Origin of the sequence: Clostridium sp. DMHC 10, assembly GCF_001270375.1 — a bacterium.
GTDB classification, from domain to species: domain Bacteria; phylum Bacillota; class Clostridia; order Clostridiales; family Clostridiaceae; genus Clostridium_S; species Clostridium_S guangxiense.
On the sequence record NZ_LGVB01000015.1, the window covers coordinates 1,466,431 to 1,488,098 of the forward strand.

Sequence of the window (21,668 nt, forward strand, 5' to 3'; positions counted from 1 at the left end):
TATATTTACAGTAATCAAAACATTAAAATTTTTGTTAAGTACGGGAGGAAAGCCATGGATTATTATTTAGCTATTGACATAGGAGCTTCAAGCGGCAGACATATACTTGGATATATGGAAGGCGGAAAGCTAAAAATAGAGGAAATATATAGATTTGAAAATGGCATAAGTAAAATAGGAGACGAATACTGTTGGGACATTAAAGGCTTATTCAATGAAGTAAAGAACGGTATAAAAAAGTGCAAAGAAATTGGAAAGATACCAATAAGCATAGGAATCGATACCTGGGGAGTAGATTTCGTCCTATTAGATGAAAACGATGGTATGCTAGGCAATGCAGTGGCATATAGGGATGATAGAACAGAAGGAATGATGGAAGAAGCATTTAAAAAGATTCCTAAGGACATGCTTTATTTGTACACAGGTATTCAGTTTCAAAGATTTAATACGCTATATCAACTTTTGGCGATAAAGAACAAAAATAAAGAAATTTTAGATAAGGCAAAAACATTTCTAATGATACCGGATTATTTGAATTTTTTGCTTACAGGGAAAAAGGTGAATGAGTACACAGATGCATCCACAACTCAATTAGTTAATTCCTTTGATAGAACCTGGGACAAGAAGATATTAAATGAATTTGGAATAAACAACGATATGTTTCAAGAAATAAAGCTTCCAAAAACAAACCTAGGTGGCTTAAGGAAAGAGCTTGTAGAAGAATTTGGATTTAATATGGATGTAATACTTGCGGCAACCCATGATACAGGCTCAGCATTTATCGCATCAGTTTGCAATGATAATGACAGTATTTATTTAAGTTCTGGAACTTGGTCTTTAATAGGAGTTGAAAATCGTTTTCCAATATGTGTTCCACAAGCCATGGATTATAACTTCACTAATGAAGGCGGGATAGATTATAGATACAGATTTTTAAAGAATATTATGGGGCTTTGGGTAATACAAGAGGTTAGAAGAAATTTAAATAGTAAATACTCTTTTGCGGAATTAGTTGATTTAGCAAGAAAGCATTTGGATTTTTCATCAATTATTGATGTAGATGATGACAGATTTTTAAAGCCAGAAAACATGATAGATGAAATAAAGTTATATTGCAGCGAGACGAAACAGAAGGTCCCAGAGGAAGTTGGAGAAATAGCAATTTGCGTATTTAACAGCTTGGCTCATAGCTATAAAAAGGCGGTAACTTCCCTAGAAGAAATATTTGAGAAGAAATTTAAAAGAATAAATATTTTTGGTGGTGGCTGCAAAAACAATCTTTTAAATGAAATAGTTTCAAATATAACAGAGAAAGAAGTAATTGCAGGTCCATCAGAGGCAACAGCTGTAGGAAATATTGCAGCTCAATTTATAAGTTCAGGTACTTTTAAAGACTTAAGTGAAGCAAGACAAGTTATAAAAGATTCATTTGATATAAAAAAATTTAGTCCAATTAAAGTGAAATGAAGATGAAACTTAAGTTATGCATGTTCCAAAATGTAAATCTTCAGGACATTATGGTACATGTATAGCTTAATAGTTGAATTGGTTTCATCATAAAATAGGAGGTTAAGAGCATGAATATAAAAGAAAAATATGAAGCAGCTAAAAGTGAATATGAAAGATGGGGAATAGATGTAGATAAGGTGTTAGAAGATCTTAAAAAGGTTAAAGTATCTATACATTGCTGGCAAGGTGATGATGTTATAGGCTTTGAGGCTAATCAGCAGGAACTTTCAGGCGGAATAGCGACTACTGGTAATTATCCAGGAAAAGCAAGAACACCAGAAGAATTAAGAGCAGATTTAGATAAAGCACTTAGCTTGATTCCAGGAAAGCATAAAGTAAACTTACATGCTATATATGCAGAAACAAATGGAGAAGTAGTTGAAAGAGATGAAATAAAGCCAGAGCACTTTAAAAATTGGGTTAAATGGGCAAAAGAAAGAGGACTAGGTTTAGATTTTAATCCAACAATATTTTCTCATCCAAAGGCCTCCGATGGTTTAACACTTTCTCATCCAGATAAAGAAATTAGAGATTTTTGGATAAGACACAGCATTGCATCAAGAAAAATTGGAGAATACTTTGGTAGAGAACTTGGTCAACCATGCCTTACAAATTTATGGATTCCAGATGGCTACAAGGACATACCAAGTGATAGGTTAGGACCAAGAAAGAGACTTAAGGAATCACTAGAAGAAATATACAAGGAAAAAATAGATCTAAAATATAATTTAGACTCTGTAGAATCAAAGGTGTTTGGTATAGGAGCAGAAGCTTACACAGTAGGTTCAAGTGAATTTTATATAAATTTTGCAGCTAGAAATGGATTATTACCTTTAATGGATACAGGACATTATCATCCAACAGAAGTTGTTTCAGATAAAATTTCTTCAATGCTTTTATTTTTCCACAAAGTTGCATTACATGTAAGCAGACCAGTACGTTGGGATAGTGACCATGTTATAGTTTTAGATGATGAACTTAAAGAAATTGCCAAGGAAATAGTTAGAAATGATGCTTTAGATAGAGTAATAATAGGCTTAGATTTCTTTGATGCAAGTATTAACAGAATAGCAGCATGGACAATTGGCGCAAGAAATATGATAAAAGCATTACTCTTTGCAATGTTAATGCCAAATGAAAAATTAAAAGAGTTACAGGATGAAGGCAACTTTACTGAAAGATTAGCTTAATGGAAGAATTCAAAACTTATCCAATGTGTGACATATGGAATTACTATTGTGAAATTAACAATGTACCAGTTAAAGAAAACTGGCTTTCTGAAGTAAAGACATATGAAAAAGAAGTATTATCAAAAAGAAAGTAGGTCTTAAATATGAAAATTGAAGAACTAGATTTTGTAAAAAATTATATAAGAATTACTCAAGATGCATGGCTTAAAGGTTGGCATGAACGTAATGGTGGAAATTTCTCATATAGAATAGCTGAAGATGAAGTAAAACAGTTAGATGGGTTAATTGATGAATCGGGAGAATTTACTCCAATTGGAGTATCTGTTCCAAACTTAGCCAATGAGTATTTTTTAGTTACTGGAAGTGGAAAATTTTTAAGAAATGTAATTTTAGATCCAGAAGCAAATATTGGTATAGCTAAAATAGATGAAAAAGGTGAAAATTACAAAATTGTTTGGGGACTTATAAATGGTGCAAGGCCAACAAGTGAATTCCCATCACATCTTATGAGTCACTCAGTTAAAAAAGAAGTGACCAATGGAAAGAACAGAGTTATCCTTCATTCACATACTACAAACATCATTGCATTAACTTTTGTTTTACCACTAGATAGCAAGATATTTACAAGAGAATTATGGGAAATGGCTACAGAATGTCCAGTTGTATTCCCATCAGGAGTAGGTGTTGTGCCTTGGATGGTACCAGGCGGGTCTGCAATAGCTAAAGCAACAAGTGATCTAATGAGAGAATTTGATGTAGTAATTTGGGCTCATCATGGAACTTTTGTTTCTGGTGAAACTTTAGATTTAGCTTTTGGACTTATGGATACAGCAGAAAAATCAGCTGAGATTTTAGTAAAAGTATTGTCTATGGGTGGAAAAAGACAGACAATAACTGCTGATAATTTTAGAGATCTTGCTAAGGATTTCAAGGTTACTTTACCAGAGAAATTCTTATATGAAAAATAATTAAAGGGAGTGTGTTTTAAATGATAAATCGTATAGTACTTAATGAAATGTCATATTTTGGGAAAGGAGCTATTAGCGCAATTCCTGAAGAAGTTAAAAGCAGACAATTTAAAAAGGCTTTTGTAGTTACAGACAAAGACTTAATTAAATTTAATGTTGCTCAAAAGGTAACAAAAACATTAGAAGCTGCGGGAATACCTTTTGAAATTTATGATAATGTAAAACCAAATCCAACAACAGAAAATGTTTTAACAGGAGTTAAAGCTTATGCAGCTTCAGGAGCAGATTTTCTTTTAGCAATCGGCGGAGGTTCTTCAATCGACACTGCAAAAGCTATAGGTATAATAACAAACAACCCTGAATTTTCAGATGTTGTATCTCTTGAAGGAGTAGCTGCAACTAAAAATAAATCTGTGCCAATAATAGCCGTTCCAACAACAGCAGGAACAGCAGCAGAAGTTACAATAAACTATGTAATTACAGATGAAAAAGCTGTAAAGAAAATGGTATGCGTTGATCCTAAAGACATTCCAATACTTGCAATAATTGATCCTGAAATGATGTCTTCTATGCCAAAGGGACTTACAGCTGCAACAGGTATGGATGCATTGACTCATGCAATAGAAGGGTATATAACAAAAGGAGCATGGGTGCTTACAGATACTTTTGAATTAAAGGCAATAGAGCTCATTGCAAAGCATCTAGAAAAGGCAGTGTTTGAACCTACTAACATGGAAGCAAGAGAGAACATGGGTGTAGCGGAGTATATGGCAGGAATGGGCTTCTCAAATGTTGGACTTGGAATAGTTCATTCAATGGCACACTCCTTAGGTGCCGTATATGATACTCCACACGGCGTTGCAAATGCGCTATTGCTCCCTTATGTAATGGAATATAATGCTCCAGCAACAGGAGAAAAATATAAAGAAGTAGCTCGCCAAATGGGAGTCAAGGATGTTGACAGTATGAGCGCTGATGAATATAGAAAAGCAGCTGTTGATGCAGTAGTAGCTTTATCCAAAAAAATAGGAATTCCTCAAAAGTTAAATGAAATTGGAGCAAAAGAAGAGGATTTAGAAAAGCTAGCTAAATTAGCTTATAACGATGTTTGTACACCGGGAAATCCAAGAGATACTTCTGTAGAAGAAATTCTTGAAATATATAAAAAAGCATTTTAGCATATTGATTAAAAAAACCGTTGCATTAATTGTAGCGGTTTTTTGTATAGAGGTATGTTGCATATTTTCCTATAAAGTGGCGTACATATCATTTGATTAGAATTAATAAAAATATTTTTTTAATTTGCTACAAGCATTTTCTTTTACTATAGATAAACCGCTTCAACTATTGAAATTTATGTGCACCATAATGCCCAGAAGACGGTATTTTGTTACAAATAAATTTCAAGTTTCAAGGTGGTTTATCTTTAGTAGGAACATAATATTATTCCTTTTATTACGAGAGATGATGAAGAATGGTTAAGAAAAAGCCACCAAAGAAAGTTTATTAATGATGCTGAACATGTTATGCGATTATATTTATAAAAGTTAGGCATATATACGAGGAGTGTAATTATATGTTTTTGTTATTAAATTGTGTTAAAATATAACGTAATATGTATACACAAATTAAATTCTAAAAGGAGGTAGAAAACATGAAAGAAATAGTATTTGCCGGAGGATGCTTTTGGGGTGTCGAGGCATATTTCAATACGATTGATGGGGTTGTAAGTACAAAGGTTGGATACGCAAATGGAAATACAGAAAATCCAACTTATGAGAAAGTCTGTGAAAACACAACTGGATATGCTGAAGCCTGCTATATCGAATATGATGAGAATGCTGTTAAACTGGAAAAACTTTTACAAGCATACTGGAAGGTAATAGATCCAACTATAAAAGACAGACAAGGACATGACAAAGGAACTCAATATCGTACTGGAGTATATTACATAGATGAAAGTGATTTAGATGTTATATTAAAGTCTAAGAATGAAGAGCAGAAGAAATATGAAAAACCTATAGTAACTGAAATTTTGCCTTTAAAGAATTTTTACAATGCAGAAGAGTATCATCAAAAATATTTAGACAAAAATCCTAATGGATATTGTCATATTCCAAAAGAATTATTGAAAAAACATTAAAAAATATCATAAAGTTTAAACTGAATTCCAGGTAATTTGTTGTTGCCTGGAATTATTCGTATTTTACGTAGACCCCTTGAGTAAACTTGTAATAATGTAACTAATTTGTAATAAAAAAAGCTGTTTTTTTGTAACAAACTGTACTAAATAAGGTGTAATATTATAGTGTAGGCATTATAAATTTATAAGGGGTAATCACAATATGAAAAATGTAGTCGCAAATAGAAGGCTAGATAGAAGAAAAGTATTTTTTACACGTATAAGTTTTATATTTTTAATGATTTTGTTTGTTTCAGCATTAACAGTTTCTTTTACAAAAAGAAAAATTGAGACAAACTCTTATTTATCAAATAAAGTAGTCAGCAGCACAAAAAAGCATAAACCAAGTAGTGCGAAAAAGAGTGCTGTGGTGGTTTTAAGAAATCAAATATCTAATTCTGGAACAAAGGCAGAGGATGCATATAAGGAAGATGGAAAGAAAACAGCTTATTTGACTTTCGATGATGGTCCATCTACCACTGTTACACCAAGAATATTAGATATTTTAAAGGTAAATGGTGTACATGCTACGTTCTTCTTAATGGGCAAGAATATAGAGAAAAATAGTGAAAGTGAAAATTTAGTGAAAAGAATTTATAATGAAGGAAATGCTATAGGAGATCATACATACAGTCATAGTTTAAAAAAATTATATCCTCATAATGTTCTTGATGTGAGTGCTTTTATGAATGAAGTCGATGAAACCCAGAATATATTAAAGAGTATTTTAGGACCAACCTTTTTTACAAGGGTTATAAGGATGCCGGGCGGATATATGTCTAGAAAATATTATAAAGATCCTAATTTAGGTGAATTTGATAACATACTTAAGCAGAGAAATATGGTAAGTATAGATTGGAATGCTTATGATTTTGATGCAGAAGGAAGAAAAAGATATGCTAGTGGATTGCTTGATAAAGTAAAAAGTACAGTTCAAGGTAAAAACAAAGTTGTCATATTAATGCATGATACCTATGGAAAAGAAGAAACTGCAAAGGCTTTACCGGATATTATACAGTATTTAAAAGAGCAAGGATATGAATTTGACACGTTAAAATAGCTTTGGCTTAAAAGAATATAAGGAATAATATTTATATTTTTGAATACCATTATAATGAAAGCTTGTTTAGGAAGTGGCTTAGTTGGAAGCCAATATAATTCTTGTAATAATTCTTGCCATATCAATACTAGGCAAGGCAAATTCAGTAGCAGTCGGGGTAGCAATTCTCTTGATATTAAAGCTGCTTAATCTTGATAAATATGTTTTCCCTACATTAAATGATAAAGGAGTTTTTTGGGCACTTGTATTGCTTATAGCAGCTATACTTATTCCTATTGCAAATGGACAAATAACTGCAACTAATATTAGGGGAAACTTGTTATCATGGATTGGTGTGGTAGCTCTTATTCTTTCATTTCTTACTACTTATTTAAGCGGACTTGGATTACAGTATTTAACTGTAAAAGGGAATAGCGACGTTATGCCCGCACTAATTATTGGCTCTGTTGCGGCCGCAGCTTTTCTTAAAGGAGTTCCTGTAGGTCCTTTAATTACTTCTGGGATGCTTGCAGTAGTAGTAAAACTAATTCATAAATCATAAATATTGCGAAGTAATACTGCTTTGTAACATTAAAACAATTCTATAAATCTAAGGTAGAAAAATTTATTAGAATTTTTTAAAATCGTTCCTTCAGCAGTATTACTTCGTTTTCACAGTAGTACAAGGAAAAAATTCCTCTGTGCCTAAGGAATTTTATGTCTGAAGCTTTGCAATTACTTAAGTTTTTATAATACATTATCTAGATAAAGATTTGCATTGATTAACCTTTTGCTGTGGCAAAACCCTTCACCTTTGACAAGCAAAGCTATGTCAAACCTTTCACTCTACTTTGTTCTCTGAATCAAATTCTTATATGAATCATATTTTCTCACATTGATTCCATACATTAAATGGAATATTAATAAATGATCTTTGTTTTTCTTGAAACACCTTTGTATTAAAATTATATATTATTGCTATTTCGTATCTTTTATATGTATGATATAATTATTGTAAATATATATGTTTTCTATGATATCTATGTAAAGAATTTTGAGAATATTCTGATATGACTAAACATAGTATTATTAGTTGCAAGAAATGGAGTGATGCTTAGTGTTAAAAAAACATATTGATACGTATTATTACATTGTAAGGCTTCTTTTTATACTACTAGGAGTGGTGTTAGCATCCGTTGGGTTAGAAATATTTTTAATACCAAACGATATAATTGATGGTGGGGTTGTTGGGATATCTATTATGACAAGTTATTTAACAAACCTGCCACTTGGACTATTTACTTTCCTATTAAACGTTCCATTTTTTATTTTGGGATATAAGCAAATAGGAAAGACTTTTGCATTTCTTTCAGCATTTTCTGTAGTTGCTTTATCTATAGGTGTATCCATATTAAAGCCTATTCCAGGAATTACTCATGATATACTTCTTGCGTCAGTTTTTGGGGGAGTTATATTAGGGATTGGAGTGGGACTTATAATAAGAAATGGTGGCTCTCTAGATGGTACAGAAATGGTTGCTATAATTCTTGATAAAAGAATCAGCTTCTCTATTGGAGAAATAGTGATGTTTTTTAATGTGTTTATATTGACCAGTGCAGGTTTTATATTCGGATGGGATAGGGCAATGTATTCTCTTATAACTTATTTTATTGAATTTAAGGTGATAGATATTATTGTGGAAGGTGTAGATGAATCAAAGTCTGTTATGATAATTTCAGATAAACATAAAGATATTCTTTCTGCTATAAATGCCAGACTTGGTAGAGGGGTAACCATTCTTGATGGTAGAGGTGGTTATAGGGGAGTTCAGACTAATGTTTTATATACTGTTGTATCCAGGCTTGAAGTCTCTAAGCTTAAAAGAATAGTTCATGATCTTGATGAGAAGGCACTTGTTACAATAGGGAATGTTGAAGTTGCTGGTAAGAAATATAAAAAGAGAGCAATACATTAGCGAAGGAACAATGCTTCGTCGCGTTAAAAAAAGCCTATAAATCTAAGGCTTTTTTTAAATCGTTCCTTCAGCATTGTTCCTTCGCTCCCACGGTGGTGCAAGGAAAAAATTCCTCCGTGCCTTATGATTAATCAATTGGAGTTAATTTTTAATATAGATTGAATTTATAGAATTAAAAAATGTGAAGTAGGTTAATTTGCTTCACATTTTTTCTATATATTACTAAAAGGGTTTGAAAAATTAAAGAGTTCAATAAGTTTTTTATTCAAGTCCTAATTTTTTTCTTCTATCGATTATAATTTTCTCAAGCTCATCAGCAGCTTTAGTAACATCATCTTCAATTATTAATCTTCCACCAGTTATTCCTTCAAGGTCTTCAGTTAAAAGCTTTGAAACAACTGGACTTCCATCTATAAATGGAGATATTGCAAGATGGAGAGGTAATCCCAGTGAAAGACCAAAGGCTCCATCAGCAAGAGCTTGTTCTTCAAGCCACTGTGGTGCAGAAAGTACAAGTGGAAGCTGAGGAATATCTATTCCAAGATAATCGGCAAGTTCAGTTGCCACTATCTCAAGTCTTCCAATTGCAAGGCAAGGTCCAAAATTAAGTACAGGAGGAATTCCAAGAGATTTACAAACTTCTTTTAGACTATCTCCAGCAAGTTCAGCAGCAGAAGGTGACATTAAACCTACATTTTCAAGACCGCCGCTTGAACATCCAGCAGATAATACTATTATATTTCTCTTTATAAGTTCTTTTGTGAGTTCTACTGTAAATACATCATGTCCCTTTGCAGTTAGATTTGAGCAGCCAACAACGCCGGCCACACCTTTAATTTTTCCAGAAGCAATTAAATCAACAAGAGGTTTCCAGGTACCGCCAAGAAAATCTTTAAGGGATTTTTCACTGACTCCAGTTACAACATCGTCATATCCATGGTCTTCTGGTATATTAATAGTTACATCTTTTCTTCTCTTTGAGTAATTTTTTAATGCTTCATCAATTATTGTACTTGATATATTTTCACGTTCTTCAAAAGAGTAATTTATAAAATCTGCATTTGCTTTTTTAGCTACATCATCTACACATATCATTTTAACTTCAAATTCATCTGCAATTGGCTCGATTCCAGGAAGAGTACAATTAAATTCAGATAAAATAAGGTCTATTCCTCCAGTTGCAATCAATGCTTCACTTGTAAAGTTGTTGCCCGCATGACCAGAAAATACTTCCTTATAGTGTTCTCCTCTAAGCTGCAAATCTTGACCAACACAAGTACAGCCAACTATTTTAAAGCCTTTTGCTCCTGCTTTTTTTGCCATTTCAGTTACATCTTTATCTATAAGGCGCTCTTGAAGATGAGATATCATTGAATGTTGATGTCCTGTTATCATGATATTTATATAATCTGGATCTACAACCTTGAAGCCAACCTTTGCCTGACGTATAACGGGTTCTCCTAAAATAACATCATTTAATAGGTTAGTTAAAGTAAGCCCATATAAACCTGTTGAAATTCCAAGTTTTAAGCAATTTACTGTCATATCAATAGGGTCACTGTTTAAGTTTGTTGAAGTTTTTACTATAGCATCAAATACCTCAGATTTTGCTCCACCAGGAAGTATATTAAGTTCAGTCCATTTTTTAAATCTTGGGGCATAAGCCATTTTTTCTATAAGCTCTGTTTTTTCAAATGTTGGTTTATAAAGATCAGCTAAAACTTTATCAGCTATGAGTGCAGCTTTCTTGTGGGGGTCTTCTTCTTTAATTTCAAATATATCCGCTAATTTGTTTAGAGTGTACATACCTTTGATTTCTTTTTTATTTTCTCCGATTGCCTTTAAGTTTCTTGCAGTAGTTTCAACTACATGAACATAGCAGCCTGTTCCTGCAGCAACAGCCCTTAGAAAATTTCTTGCAACTATTGTGTTAGCATCTGCGCCACAAATACCTCTTGGGGATTTTGGTGTGATCCTACAAGGTCCATTAGCGCATAATTTGCAGCACACACCTTCCTTACCAAATTTACATTTAGCCTTTTGACTTTCAACCCTATGTTCGGAAGTTTCTACATTTAAATTACATATAAAATTATGAAGTTTTGAGTCTGCATCAGCACAGACATTACAGTTTTCACATTTACTCATTATTAATATTCCTCCTTGAAACAATACCTTTTTAGTATAGTTTTTGATTTATATAAAACCAAGCTTAGTGGGTGCTTGGTTAATATAGGACTTTACCAGATTTTAAGTCTTCGAAATTTACTTTCTCAAGATTTTGGATTAAAGATAGCTGAATAGAGGATAAAGCATTATGTATTTCGCATTTGCCAGCTCTTTTGGCACTACAATATAAAGGGTCAGCAAGACATCTATTTACTAAAATAGGACCATCTATAGCTTCAATGACATCTTTAAGTGTAATGTCCTTTGGTAATTTATTTAATGAATAACCACCTTTAACACCTCTATAAGATTTAACTATTCCACTTTTAATAAGTTTTCGCAGTAATTTCAATAAAAAACGCAGTGGAAGATGTTCATGTTCTGAAATAGTAGCAGCATCAACCCTTTCATTAACTCCAATTTTAGAAAGGTGAAGTACAACCCTAAGACTATAATCTGCTTCTTGTGTTATCCTCATTATATTCTCCTTTAAAGTATACTTTAATAGTATAGATTTAATATATAACTTTTTCAATAATTTGTCAATGAAAAAAAATGCAAAGTAACAGTATTTAATATTTTAATATACTGTTACTTCACAATATTTTTAAACTGCGAAAGTTGAATAAATGAGGTATAATATTCTTATTATATAAATTAATAAGGAGATATTTTATGATATTTTTTGGACACTTAGGAATTACAACGGGTATTGTTAGAATATGTGAAAAGTTTACACCTAAAAAGGATTTAGATATAGATTACAGATATATTTTAGTTGGATCTGTGCTGCCAGATATTATAGATAAGCCTATAGGAGCCTTTTTTTTAAGAAATGTATTTCACAATAGCAGAATATTTGCTCATTCACTTTTATTTGGAATTACTTTGTTGTGTATTGGGGCATACAGAAAAAGTAAGTGTGGAAAAGCCGGAATTTTATTTTTAGGAATTGGATCTTTAATACATCAATTGCTGGATAGTATGTGGCTTTATCCTAAAATAAGCTTGTGGCCATTTTTAGGTCTTAAATTTCCAGCAAGGCCAGAAGGAAGCTGGGTGGCAGATGATTTCACAAGATTAGTTTCTGATCCTAAGTACTATGGACCCGAACTATTTGGTTTTATTATAATAGCGTATTACTTTATAAAGCTTGTTAGAAATAATGGTATTAAAGAGTTCTTAAAAACGGGAAGGATTCAATGACTTAAGAGATTTTTATAAGGGAACTTACTTGGAACTTGATATTAGTAGTTTCAATCTTAAGTGTTATGTATTTATAGTAAGTTTAGAGGAGAAATTATGGAGAATAATTTTCTTGATTTAGCAATTAAAGAAGCAGAAAAAGCAGCAGCTAAAGGAGAAGTACCCGTTGGGGCTGTAGTTGTAAAAGACAATAAGGTTATAGGAAGAGCTCACAATATGAAGGAAACTTTAAAAGATGTAACAGCCCATGCTGAAGTTCTTGCAATAAGAGAGGCAAGTAAAAAGCTTAATAATTGGAGGCTTAATGGCTGTGAAATGTATGTAACACTTGAGCCATGTGTTATGTGCGCAGCTGCTATTTGCCAAAGTAGAATTAGTAAAATATATATAGGTACATTTGATCCCGAAGCTGGTGCATGCGGTTCTGTAATTAATTTGGTTCAAAGTGGACGATTAGGTTACAGCGTAAATGTAAAGTGGCTATATTCGGAAAAATGTAGTGAATTGTTAAAGGACTTTTTTTTAAGTACAGGAGAATTAAAAATATGATGGGGGCTAAAAAATGGAAGTAAAATGGTTTAAAGGAAATAAGGATTTAAAGGATGGATTTGAACTTAGAAAAAAAGTTTTTGTAGGGGAACAAGATGTTCCAGATGATATGGAAATTGATGAATTTGATATAGATTGTGACCATATTGTTATCTACAAAGGGAAAGATGCAATTGGGGTTGGAAGAATAATATTTGATAATGGTAAATGCTTCTTTGGTAGAATTGCGGTGTCAAAAGAATATAGGGGTACGGGTATAGGAAAAGTTTTAGTAGAGGAAATGCTTAAAAAGGCATTTAAAGATGGAATAAAAGAAGTGCTTATACATGCGCAAGCTTATGCGCAGGGGTTTTACGAAAAATTAGGTTTTAAACCATATGGTGAAAAAGTTTTATGAGGCTGGTATAGAGCATATCTCCATGTCTATACGCATTTGATTTTTTACCGTCAATTTAGTATAATATCTTAGTATGACAAATGGAGAAGTATCGAAGTGGCCATAACGAGCCGCACTCGAAATGCGGTTGTCCTTCGGGGCACATGGGTTCGAATCCCATCTTCTCCGCCAGTTTAAAATGAGAATGAAGGGACTCAAACCCTCGTGGTTTGAATTCTTTCATTTTTTTACTTTTTATGGTACACTAAATAAAAATAGGGGTGATGCTATGAAACTTACCATTGTTAAAACTTCATGTAAAGCCTATCAGGGCAAAGGATGCATGAAGTAATTATATTGTCCTGTATTTAGGCTTTGTCCGCAGTATAACTATTTTTAAGGAGAGAGCCAAATGAATAAAGAATGTTATTGTAAAGCTGCATTTTCACAAGTTGATATTACGCCTGATTTTCAAGTAGAACTGATCGGATGTTATAGATTGGACAGTAAATCGCAAGGCGTTTTGCATTCTCTTTACGCACAGGTACTTTTATTTGAGTTTCATGGCACATATTGTTGTCTGATCGCAATTGATAGCCTAGGTTTAACCACGGTTCTTGCCGATGAATTGCGATCAATTGTCGCTGAACAATTAAAATCCGACATATCATGTGTTATGCTTAGTTTTTCGCACACACATTCCGCACCTGCTCCATTATCACCGATTAATGGTGAAAGATATTTTTGTTTGATGTGTAGCCGGATTAGGAAATGTGTGGCTGTAGCAATAGAAAACCTGCGACCGTGTAAAGCGGGCTGGGCCATGGCGGATACGGAAATCGGAGAAAGTCGCAGAGAAGGTTGCACCGCAGTTGATAGACGGCTTGGAGCATTGAAAATAACCGATTCTACTACGGATCGTCCTTTAGCTGTTGTTCTGCGGATTACCGCACACGCTAATATATTGATGCGCGGTAACAACAAGATTTCTAGTGATTATTTTGGTGTTGCTCGCGAAAAACTACAGAAATATTTTCTTTGTCCGGTAATGCTTATTCAAGGGGCGGCAGGAAATATCAAGCCGGCAGGAGTAGACAAAATACTTGGCGGCAGTATTCCTGACTTAGATCGGATATCTGATATTCTTCTAAACTCTGCTAAACAATTGAATTTTGATATAAACGAAGTAAGCAATGTGCAAATGTATGTTAAAAATTTTGATTACTACTCCGATGTTCCCTCTGAACCAGAAGCAAAACAAATTGCGAACGCTGCAAACAGATTTTGCCACATTGATGGTTCAGAATGGCTTACGGAATGCAAAAGACTTAGGGAATCCGGTGTTACAACACAGATTCAAGAAGGAAAAATCCAGTTTTTGAAATTGAATGACGGTTGCTTTTGTGGGGTGCCAGATGAGATTTTTTGCGAAATTTCTCTTGAGGCGTCCAAACAAGCACATACACCTTACCTCTTTCTGAATGGATACACCAATGGCTGCACGGGATATCTGCCCCATAGTGAAGAGTGGGTCAAAGGCGGCTATGAAACATTGTATAGTTACCTGCAATACTATAGATATCATGGACACGTTATGCCATTTCAGCAAAATACTGCAGACCGTCTTGTGAAAATTGTATTCAGCGAGTGGGAGCATATGCACAGGTAATTATTTTGCATCTAAAATGAGCAAATGATACAAAGGAGCTGTCGCACTAAATATAAAAAATTGCGAACTAATTAAAGACCAGCTAGTAATAGTCAATAGTTTAAAGAAAAAAAGTTAGAAATATTTTTAAAATAAAAAAGTGTATAGCAAACAAACCATTAAAGCAACCGAATAATGGAAAAAAATTCAAGACAGTTAAATTGGAAAAACATTATTAATAGTTTAATTTAGGTGCACCAATAAAAGAAAAATATGCGGGAGTGGCTCAGTGGTAGAGCGTCACCTTGCCAAGGTGAACGTCGCGAGTTCGAATCTCGTCTTCCGCTCCAAGATATGCGGGTGTAGCTCAATGGTAGAGCCCTAGCCTTCCAAGCTAGTCACGAGGGTTCGATTCCCTCTACCCGCTCCATTTTTATATTTAAAACAAGGCGTATAAGCGCCCATAGCTCAGTTGGATAGAGTGACAGACTTCGAATCTGGAGGTCGTGGGTTCGACTCCCTCTGGGCGCACCAATATACATATTAAATAAGGCATTGCGTAAGGTTGATAGTAGCTTATCAGCCTTTATTTTTTTCTTTTTCCCGCACTTTTCCCGCACTAGAAAAGTATAAGAAAAATTCCCACACTTTATTCCCGCATTAAGCAAATAAATCATTGAGCTTTTGAACTGCATCATTTTTCTTTTCAGGCATAACGTGAGTATAAATATTACTTGTTATAGAAATGTCTGAATGACCTAATAACATTTGCACTGTTTTTAAGTCTTCTCCACGTTCAAATAATTTTGTAGCAAAAGTGTGTCTAAGTGCGTGAAATTTTTTATATTTTATTTCTGCGCTTTTTAAAATCCTTTCGTAAGCTCTAGCCATATTTCTACCATTTAATATTTTTCCATTTTCACTTGTAAATATATAATCATTTTCTTCATAGCTTGATCCTGCTTTTAATTTATCTGTTTTTTTAAGTTTTTTCTGCTCTTTTAAGATGAGAATAAGACTTTCCGGTATAGGAACTTTTCTAATAGAATTTAAAGATTTAGGAGTTTGTTCTATAGTTTCATATTTCCTTTTTCCGTTTTTATCCACTACACTTATTTGAGATATACTTTTCTCAACACTAAGTAAAAGATTTTTGGTGTCTATATTGCTCCATTTTAACGCTAGAAGCTCGCCACGTCGAAGTCCAGTACCTAATGCTAGCAATATTAATCCTTTTAATCTATTGCCCTCTAAAGCCTTAATAAGAGTTTTAATTTCATCATCACTAAAAACTTCTATTTCTTCTTTGGAAACTTCTTTTTCTCCTGGAATGACTATTCTTCTATTGCTTGGATTTTTAATTAAATATCCTTCGTCAACTTCATAATTAAAGAAAGATTTTAATAATTTGTTTAAATTTTTTATTACATTGCTGCTTTTGCCACTATCATATAATTTATTGTAATATCGCTGCAATGTAAGCTGCTTGATGTCTATTAATTTAATTCCATAAATTTCACTGTCTTTAACATAATTTCTATATATACCTTCATATCTATTAAAGGTACTAGGCTTTATATCAGAGCTTACACGCACTACTTCAAAAAGCCAAGTATGCATAAGTTCTCCTAATGTAGCTTTTTCATAACCAACATTTAGACCGTTTTTAATATTATTTAAATATTCATCTCTTTGCTTTTCAGCATCAGATTTATTGATGCCATAAAAATCCTTTCTTATTAATTTACCGTTACTGTTTCTTCCTATAGTTGCGGTAATTCTATAATATTTTTTACCGTTTTTTATGCAGTTTGTTTTACTAGCCATTTTCTTTTTCACTCTTTTCTAAAATAAAATCAATAATTTCATCTAGCTCTTCGACGGATATAGGTTTATCACAGTTTATGTGAAAGTATCCATACTTTTTAGCTAAGGCTAAATAATATTCTTCTGCTTCTTTATTTTCAAAAATCATATTACCACCTCCTTTCAATACGAACATGTGTTCTTGAAAAAAGCGCAAAAATATATAGGGTAGGTTAATACCCTTTAATATTCAATTATTTTATTCTTCTTAAAATGAAATCTTCATGCTTTGACACTTCTTTTTCAATCCTGTTTAATTGCTCTACATTTGTTTTGTGACCTTCAAGAGATAAGTCTACCTTTTTATCAAGCTCTTCTAACTTAATATCTATTTTGGTCATTCTTGATTCCATGCTATCCATTTTTGATTCTATTTTATCAAGCCTTTTGCCATGAGATTTAAGTTCGTTTTTTACATCTTTAAAACCTTCATGCATTTCTGCATACATTTTAGTCATTAATTCAAAGATTTTATCATTTTCCATAATAATCCTCCTTGTTATATTATTTATAATTTATAATTAAATTATTCTTTTTAAAACATTTTTAAAATTGTTAAATTTGGCTCAAAATAAACTAAATAATTATCTATTTCACAGTATGTGCCATATTTTTCTTTATAGTGCTGTATAGCATGTCCTAAGAACTTTTCTGTTACATTTAAATATTCAGCAAGCTCGTGCTTTAGCCTTATACCTTTTTCAAACGCATTTATAAGCTGAACAATTCCAACAGTTTCCTCATAGCCCCAATTTCTAGCTCTCTTTTCTTGTTTAATATTCTTTATGTCGAATTGATTTGATATATTACCAGAAGTGGTATGATAGTGACCAAGCTCCTCGGATAATACTTCATATTTTTCGGAATCAGTTATATTTGAATTAATGACAATGATTTTTTCTTTGTTGTTAAAAAAGGATTTTCCACATTTTTTTATTAATACCTAGATTTATTTCTAAAACATTAATGTTTTCATTTTCGGCTTTAACCGTAAGTTTTTCATATTGCGTCATTCATAAACCAGCTCCAGTTATTTATCCTTATGTAGTTTATTTAATTTATCTAAAATCCTTCTATTCATTTCTTCTTTTTCATCAGGTGTTAAATCATCATCATGTGCTGCAATAGTATCATACATACCTTCAAGTATTTTTTCAGATTTATCGCTTGTGGCTGTAATTTCTGAATCAGAATACATAGGGATGCAAGTCAATTCAGAAACTCTTTTATTAGCTTCTTTTTTGCCTATAGTATTTAATTTATTATAGTTATCTAAAAGTGTTGCCTGATCTTGTGTTAAATCATTTTGATTTGAATTTTTATTTTCTATAATACCAATAGCCAATTTATCAGCACTTATATTTAATTCATCACATATTTTCAATATATTTATTATATTTGCTTTATCAACACCACGCTTCAAAATGGTATCAAAAGTAGAATATGGCATTCCTATTTTTATTGTAAATTCTCTTAAACTTTTATATTTGCTTAATATTATTTCTTTTAAACTATCTTCAATTAACCCTTTATTATTGGCTGAAAGTTTGGCTTCATTCATATTTAATTCATCTATTAGATTAGAATTAGAAGGATTATCACCGTTTAGCCTTTCTAAACTAACGTCTAAGCCCTTAGATATTTTAAAAGCAACTTCTAAGGTTACATTTTTGGCTTTTCTTGAAATGATACTTCTTATTGTTGAGTCTGATAATCCAGTTGCACGTGATACATCTGGTATTGTTAATGATTTTTCATTCATTATTTTTAATAGTATTTTATAAAAATCCATGCTTTGTACCTCCATATAAGAGTATTATACTACATTTTTCACGCATTGCAATAAAATTTTTTAAAAAAGATATTGACATTTCACGCATTGCGATATAATATTAAAGCATAAACAACGCAATGCGTGAAAGGAGAGGGACAAATTGAGAAAAACAAATATAAGGTTTTCAAATCTTAGAGCTGAAATGGCTAGAAATGAAATAACTATTAAAGAATTAGCAGATAAGATTGGTGTAAATAGGGATACCATGAGTGGAAAACTTTCAGGAAAAAGACCATTGTACCTAGACGAAGCGTTTGCTATAAATAGAACATTTTTTCCAAATAAGGATATTAGATATTTGTTTAATGAGATATGTAAAGATAATCTCAATAAAAATTAACTAGCAAAGCTCCAATAACTTTAGCAGAAGCTAAGTTAATTAAACAAATATTAAAGATTAATATGCCTCTTGAAGAACTTTTTAAGCCAACTGAAAAACAAAAATTAAATTAGGAAGGAGAGGGATTAGGTGGAAAATAAAAAAGAAAATTTTTTTCATAATCTAAAAATTATAAATGAAGAGATAAAATTAGATGATTTTCAATTAAAGGGTGTTGAAGGATATAAAATTGAAAGCCCTGCTAAAGGAGTAACAGAGCTTACAATAAAAATAGCTGTCAATTCAAATGTTGCCTTTAATTAATGAAGTCACAACAGATACTGCAATTTTGGAAAGCGCATCTAATGAAAAAGAACCTACTTTTGATGCAATCTCTTTTGTCTTAGACCAATTTGTATCAGAGCGTATATTTGCTAAAAATTCATGACCATATGGAGATAAATCATGTATTAAGCAATTTCCGCCGAGAAACCATGAAACTTCAGTAATGAGCCCTGATAACTCACATTGATTAACATGATATAAAATTTCATCCTTAGAATACTTTTTTTAATCTCTCGTATTCTTCATTATTTGGATATGGGATTTGGGGGTTAACACCTGGAGCTTCTTCTACAGTAAGTAAAATGTCTCTAATACAGTCGGGATTTAATTTCATAAAGTATCACCACCTTTCAACAAAATATTACCATATTTGAAAGGCAAGGACAAATTAAATTAGGAAGGAGAGGAATTAGATGGAGGAGAAAAAAGAAGTTGCTTCCGAAGTACCAGTTCGGAAGCAATTAAATCTAAAATTTAGTGATTTAAAAAATATCAAATTTAAAGATGCAAAAGCCAAAGGAGTTACTTGGAAATAATATGCTGAATGTCTTTTAGAATTTTTTTATTATTTTCAATAATAGCTCTAGTTATTACATCACGTACAGTAGTTGCATCTATTACTTTTTCACCAGAAATAGATTCTTTAAGAATTGAGTTTATTTCATCATAACTAAGACCAAATTTTTCAGGCATAAAATCACCACCTTTCAACAAAATATTACCATATTTGAAAGGCAAGGACAAATTAAATTAAGAAATGAGGTTACAATATGCAACCAGAAGAATTAAAACAAATTATTAAGGAAGCAATTCGAGAAGCTCAACCACAAAAGAAAATGACACTTACACTTGAAGAATGTGTTAAAGAGAGCGGAATAGGAAGAAGTACAATTCTTGAATTAGTACATGCGGAAAACACAGATTTTCCATACTTTAGAGTTGGAAAAAAGATATTTATAAACAGAGAAAAATTAGCTTTATGGCTGGATAGGATAAGCGAGGAAAATAGAACATTATTAATGTAAACCTTATTTAATTTTGAGAGGAAGGGAATTAAATGAAAAATAAAAAAGAGGCAGTTCATGAAGTACAGGTTCAAGAGCTACCAAGAGAAGAGCAAATTAAAAATGTTGAAAATCAAATTCTTAGTTTACTTGATAAAAATAAAATTACATTTTTAGAATGGCAAAAACTTCTTTCATCATTAAGCTTTGATGTAAGAAAATCAAGCGTTTTTACCATTGGCAAAATGAAAGACTGACTTATTTTTGTGGAGATTGACTTTCTTCTAATTGTTCTGTTACTTCAATATAGCGTTTTAAATAATTAGAAGTTAAAGCTTTTATATCATTAGTATTACATTCATTATTCATATTGTAGTGATTTAAAATACCAATAGCAATATCGTGAATGTGTTCATGACTTATTCTTTTAGACATAAATATCACCACCTTTCAACAAAATTTTACCATAAGTTGAAAGGACAAGCAAAATAGAAAGGATTGAAATTAAATGATTAAAGATTTACCAGAAGCAAATGAAATTGAAGGATTTCCAAAATTGTCTAAAGAGGCACAAGAGACATTCAAGGGATTTTTAAATAATTACTATAAATCCTTTGAGTTTCCAGAAGACCATGAAGTAATTGCGGTTTCTATAGCATACGAAGGAAGAGGGAAACATAAAACTACATTTATCAAGGCTGAATGTGCTGACAAAGAATGGTTTCATGTAACATCAAAACACTCATGGTACTAAGTTAGGGGGTTAAGTAATGGTAATAAAGTTGGAAGGAGATAACAAGCAGCTATTAAGAGAGTATATAGAGGAAAGATACGAGGCACAAAAGGCAGAAAAAAACAGCAAATGGTATTCATTTAAAAAACATAGTGATATTTCCAAGTATAAGCTTAAATTTATTCTAAATAATTTAAAAATTGACACAAGATTAAATACAGTACAAGTTGATGCAAAACATGGAATTTTAATGGTCACGAGGTTAAAGGGAGGGAAAAGGAATGGTACAAAAATCAATCGAACTCCTTGAAAACCATGAGGCTAACTTTAAGAATCTTCTACTGAACGTATTTGGAATTAGAACAATTTCAGAAGAGGATGCAAAAGAAATTATGGACAAGCATAGACCTTTAGGAAATTATTTAGTTCTTGGTTATAATTCTTACACAGCAATAGACAATACAAACGGAAATTTTTTAGTGGCAAAATTTCTTAGTATAGAAAAAGCATTCACATTTTTAAAAACTGAAATTTTTGTGGAGGTGCTACAAAGAAATGATAAGAAAAGCACTTGAAAAGAAAGGTTTTAAAATGACTGATGGAGAGTTCATTGAGGTTATGAAGGAAACTGAAAATGATATAAAGGCGAATCATATTAAACTAGGACTAAAAAGTGATATTAGTTACATTTTGAGAACTGCAATTATTTACTATGGGGTTAGTAAAAGAGTGCAAGCATAAAAAAGAGAGCTCTTA

30 protein-coding genes, 4 tRNA genes and 1 pseudogene are annotated in these 21,668 nt (G+C 32.1%); 25 read left to right on the forward strand and 10 right to left on the reverse strand.

The window, feature by feature from the left end:
• Positions 1–54: 54 nt before the first annotated feature.
• The 8 genes and pseudogenes from rhaB to AGR56_RS09095 all read left to right on the forward strand — a co-directional run bounded on the left by rhaB (position 55) and on the right by AGR56_RS09095 (position 8,863).
• Complete coding sequence (rhaB, locus tag AGR56_RS09060; protein WP_053241984.1) at positions 55–1,467, forward strand: rhamnulokinase; 1,413 nt, start codon at positions 55–57, stop codon at positions 1,465–1,467.
• Positions 1,468–1,577: 110 nt separating this feature from the next.
• Positions 1,578–2,833: pseudogene (rhaA, locus tag AGR56_RS09065) on the forward strand (L-rhamnose isomerase).
• Between the two features lie 9 nt (positions 2,834–2,842).
• On the forward strand, positions 2,843–3,667 hold the full coding sequence (gene rhaD, locus AGR56_RS09070; RefSeq protein WP_053241985.1) for a rhamnulose-1-phosphate aldolase: 825 nt from the start codon (positions 2,843–2,845) through the stop codon (positions 3,665–3,667).
• A gap of 20 nt (positions 3,668–3,687) precedes the next feature.
• Positions 3,688–4,845, forward strand: a complete 1,158-nt coding sequence (gene fucO, locus AGR56_RS09075) for a lactaldehyde reductase (RefSeq protein ID WP_053241986.1) — start codon at positions 3,688–3,690, stop codon at positions 4,843–4,845.
• A gap of 476 nt (positions 4,846–5,321) precedes the next feature.
• Positions 5,322–5,810, forward strand: coding sequence for a peptide-methionine (S)-S-oxide reductase MsrA (gene msrA / locus AGR56_RS09080; RefSeq protein ID WP_053241987.1), 489 nt, complete (start codon positions 5,322–5,324; stop codon positions 5,808–5,810).
• A 202-nt stretch (positions 5,811–6,012) separates the two neighbouring features.
• Positions 6,013–6,909 (forward strand): polysaccharide deacetylase family protein, encoded by an 897-nt coding sequence (locus tag AGR56_RS09085; protein ID WP_053241988.1) that lies wholly within the window; start codon positions 6,013–6,015, stop codon positions 6,907–6,909.
• 82 nt (positions 6,910–6,991) lie between these two features.
• Entirely contained in the window at positions 6,992–7,450 is a 459-nt protein-coding gene (locus AGR56_RS09090; RefSeq protein WP_053241989.1) for a DUF441 domain-containing protein, read from the forward strand.
• A gap of 555 nt (positions 7,451–8,005) precedes the next feature.
• Complete coding sequence (locus AGR56_RS09095) at positions 8,006–8,863, forward strand: YitT family protein (protein ID WP_053241990.1); 858 nt, start codon at positions 8,006–8,008, stop codon at positions 8,861–8,863.
• A 261-nt stretch (positions 8,864–9,124) separates the two neighbouring features.
• On the opposite strand, the gene cooS is transcribed toward AGR56_RS09095, so the two are convergent.
• Together cooS and AGR56_RS09105 are read right to left on the reverse strand one after the other, a co-directional pair.
• Entirely contained in the window at positions 9,125–11,011 is a 1,887-nt protein-coding gene (gene cooS, locus AGR56_RS09100) for an anaerobic carbon-monoxide dehydrogenase catalytic subunit (protein WP_053241991.1), read from the reverse strand.
• A gap of 79 nt (positions 11,012–11,090) precedes the next feature.
• Positions 11,091–11,510: an Rrf2 family transcriptional regulator gene (locus AGR56_RS09105; protein ID WP_053241992.1), complete on the reverse strand. Its 420-nt coding sequence runs from the start codon at positions 11,508–11,510 to the stop codon at positions 11,091–11,093.
• 197 nt (positions 11,511–11,707) lie between these two features.
• Between AGR56_RS09105 and AGR56_RS09110 the strand changes: the two genes are divergently transcribed.
• From AGR56_RS09110 to AGR56_RS09145, 8 genes are all read left to right on the forward strand, one after another.
• Positions 11,708–12,238 carry a metal-dependent hydrolase gene (locus tag AGR56_RS09110; protein ID WP_053241993.1) on the forward strand — a complete coding sequence of 177 codons (531 nt, stop codon included), beginning with the start codon at positions 11,708–11,710 and terminating at the stop codon, positions 12,236–12,238.
• 96 nt (positions 12,239–12,334) lie between these two features.
• A complete protein-coding gene (locus AGR56_RS09115) occupies positions 12,335–12,787 on the forward strand; it encodes a nucleoside deaminase (RefSeq protein ID WP_053241994.1) in 453 nt (150 codons plus the stop codon).
• A 13-nt stretch (positions 12,788–12,800) separates the two neighbouring features.
• Entirely contained in the window at positions 12,801–13,184 is a 384-nt protein-coding gene (locus tag AGR56_RS09120) for a GNAT family N-acetyltransferase (RefSeq protein WP_053241995.1), read from the forward strand.
• 82 nt (positions 13,185–13,266) lie between these two features.
• Positions 13,267–13,355 (forward strand) — tRNA-Ser (locus AGR56_RS09125).
• A 220-nt stretch (positions 13,356–13,575) separates the two neighbouring features.
• Positions 13,576–14,832: a hypothetical protein gene (locus tag AGR56_RS09130; RefSeq protein WP_053241996.1), complete on the forward strand. Its 1,257-nt coding sequence runs from the start codon at positions 13,576–13,578 to the stop codon at positions 14,830–14,832.
• 254 nt (positions 14,833–15,086) lie between these two features.
• Positions 15,087–15,161: transfer RNA gene (locus AGR56_RS09135), tRNA-Gly, on the forward strand.
• Between the two features lie 6 nt (positions 15,162–15,167).
• Positions 15,168–15,241 (forward strand) — tRNA-Gly (locus AGR56_RS09140).
• Between the two features lie 27 nt (positions 15,242–15,268).
• Positions 15,269–15,345, forward strand: a tRNA-Arg gene (locus tag AGR56_RS09145).
• A gap of 126 nt (positions 15,346–15,471) precedes the next feature.
• On the opposite strand, the gene AGR56_RS09150 is transcribed toward AGR56_RS09145, so the two are convergent.
• The 5 genes from AGR56_RS09150 to AGR56_RS09160 form a co-directional block, all read right to left on the reverse strand.
• Positions 15,472–16,638: a site-specific integrase gene (locus AGR56_RS09150; protein WP_053241997.1), complete on the reverse strand. Its 1,167-nt coding sequence runs from the start codon at positions 16,636–16,638 to the stop codon at positions 15,472–15,474.
• Entirely contained in the window at positions 16,631–16,786 is a 156-nt protein-coding gene (locus AGR56_RS20205) for a hypothetical protein (protein ID WP_157055719.1), read from the reverse strand. Before AGR56_RS20205 ends, AGR56_RS09150 begins: the two co-directional genes overlap by 8 nt.
• An 85-nt stretch (positions 16,787–16,871) precedes the next feature.
• The gene (locus tag AGR56_RS09155) at positions 16,872–17,162 is read right to left on the reverse strand and encodes a hypothetical protein (RefSeq protein ID WP_053241998.1); all 291 of its coding nucleotides are present in this window, start codon (positions 17,160–17,162) and stop codon (positions 16,872–16,874) included.
• Between the two features lie 50 nt (positions 17,163–17,212).
• Entirely contained in the window at positions 17,213–17,614 is a 402-nt protein-coding gene (locus tag AGR56_RS19475; RefSeq protein WP_347460526.1) for an ImmA/IrrE family metallo-endopeptidase, read from the reverse strand.
• A 93-nt stretch (positions 17,615–17,707) separates the two neighbouring features.
• On the reverse strand, positions 17,708–18,469 hold the full coding sequence (locus AGR56_RS09160) for a helix-turn-helix transcriptional regulator (RefSeq protein ID WP_053241999.1): 762 nt from the start codon (positions 18,467–18,469) through the stop codon (positions 17,708–17,710).
• A gap of 142 nt (positions 18,470–18,611) precedes the next feature.
• On the opposite strand from AGR56_RS09160, the gene AGR56_RS09165 reads away from it, so the two are divergent.
• Positions 18,612–18,851, forward strand: coding sequence for a helix-turn-helix transcriptional regulator (locus AGR56_RS09165; protein ID WP_053242000.1), 240 nt, complete (start codon positions 18,612–18,614; stop codon positions 18,849–18,851).
• Between the two features lie 129 nt (positions 18,852–18,980).
• Positions 18,981–19,154: a hypothetical protein gene (locus AGR56_RS20210; protein WP_157055720.1), complete on the forward strand. Its 174-nt coding sequence runs from the start codon at positions 18,981–18,983 to the stop codon at positions 19,152–19,154.
• Between the two features lie 232 nt (positions 19,155–19,386).
• Here AGR56_RS20210 and AGR56_RS21705 read toward each other — a convergent pair whose 3' ends face one another.
• Positions 19,387–19,509 (reverse strand): DUF2513 domain-containing protein, encoded by a 123-nt coding sequence (locus tag AGR56_RS21705; protein WP_242851385.1) that lies wholly within the window; start codon positions 19,507–19,509, stop codon positions 19,387–19,389.
• A gap of 79 nt (positions 19,510–19,588) precedes the next feature.
• Between AGR56_RS21705 and AGR56_RS22705 the strand changes: the two genes are divergently transcribed.
• Positions 19,589–19,711: a hypothetical protein gene (locus AGR56_RS22705; RefSeq protein WP_278279596.1), complete on the forward strand. Its 123-nt coding sequence runs from the start codon at positions 19,589–19,591 to the stop codon at positions 19,709–19,711.
• Here the strand turns inward: AGR56_RS22705 and AGR56_RS20215 are convergent.
• Positions 19,698–19,868: a hypothetical protein gene (locus AGR56_RS20215; protein WP_157055721.1), complete on the reverse strand. Its 171-nt coding sequence runs from the start codon at positions 19,866–19,868 to the stop codon at positions 19,698–19,700. The genes AGR56_RS22705 and AGR56_RS20215 overlap by 14 nt on opposite strands.
• Before the next feature lie 77 nt (positions 19,869–19,945).
• Between AGR56_RS20215 and AGR56_RS09170 the strand changes: the two genes are divergently transcribed.
• Complete coding sequence (locus AGR56_RS09170; RefSeq protein ID WP_053242001.1) at positions 19,946–20,200, forward strand: excisionase; 255 nt, start codon at positions 19,946–19,948, stop codon at positions 20,198–20,200.
• A gap of 32 nt (positions 20,201–20,232) precedes the next feature.
• Positions 20,233–20,436: a hypothetical protein gene (locus AGR56_RS09175; protein WP_053242002.1), complete on the forward strand. Its 204-nt coding sequence runs from the start codon at positions 20,233–20,235 to the stop codon at positions 20,434–20,436.
• A 1-nt stretch (position 20,437) separates the two neighbouring features.
• Here AGR56_RS09175 and AGR56_RS20220 read toward each other — a convergent pair whose 3' ends face one another.
• On the reverse strand, positions 20,438–20,614 hold the full coding sequence (locus AGR56_RS20220; protein WP_157055722.1) for a hypothetical protein: 177 nt from the start codon (positions 20,612–20,614) through the stop codon (positions 20,438–20,440).
• 73 nt (positions 20,615–20,687) lie between these two features.
• On the opposite strand from AGR56_RS20220, the gene AGR56_RS09180 reads away from it, so the two are divergent.
• The 4 genes from AGR56_RS09180 to AGR56_RS09195 are packed head-to-tail and all read left to right on the forward strand — an operon-like array spanning position 20,688 to position 21,653.
• A complete protein-coding gene (locus tag AGR56_RS09180) occupies positions 20,688–20,933 on the forward strand; it encodes a hypothetical protein (protein WP_053242003.1) in 246 nt (81 codons plus the stop codon).
• Between the two features lie 16 nt (positions 20,934–20,949).
• Positions 20,950–21,222 (forward strand): hypothetical protein, encoded by a 273-nt coding sequence (locus tag AGR56_RS09185; protein WP_053242004.1) that lies wholly within the window; start codon positions 20,950–20,952, stop codon positions 21,220–21,222.
• Positions 21,194–21,487: a hypothetical protein gene (locus AGR56_RS09190; protein WP_053242005.1), complete on the forward strand. Its 294-nt coding sequence runs from the start codon at positions 21,194–21,196 to the stop codon at positions 21,485–21,487. Before AGR56_RS09185 ends, AGR56_RS09190 begins: the two co-directional genes overlap by 29 nt.
• A complete protein-coding gene (locus tag AGR56_RS09195; protein WP_053242006.1) occupies positions 21,468–21,653 on the forward strand; it encodes a hypothetical protein in 186 nt (61 codons plus the stop codon). The genes AGR56_RS09190 and AGR56_RS09195 overlap by 20 nt, the downstream gene beginning before the upstream one ends.
• Positions 21,654–21,668: the final 15 nt, after the last annotated feature.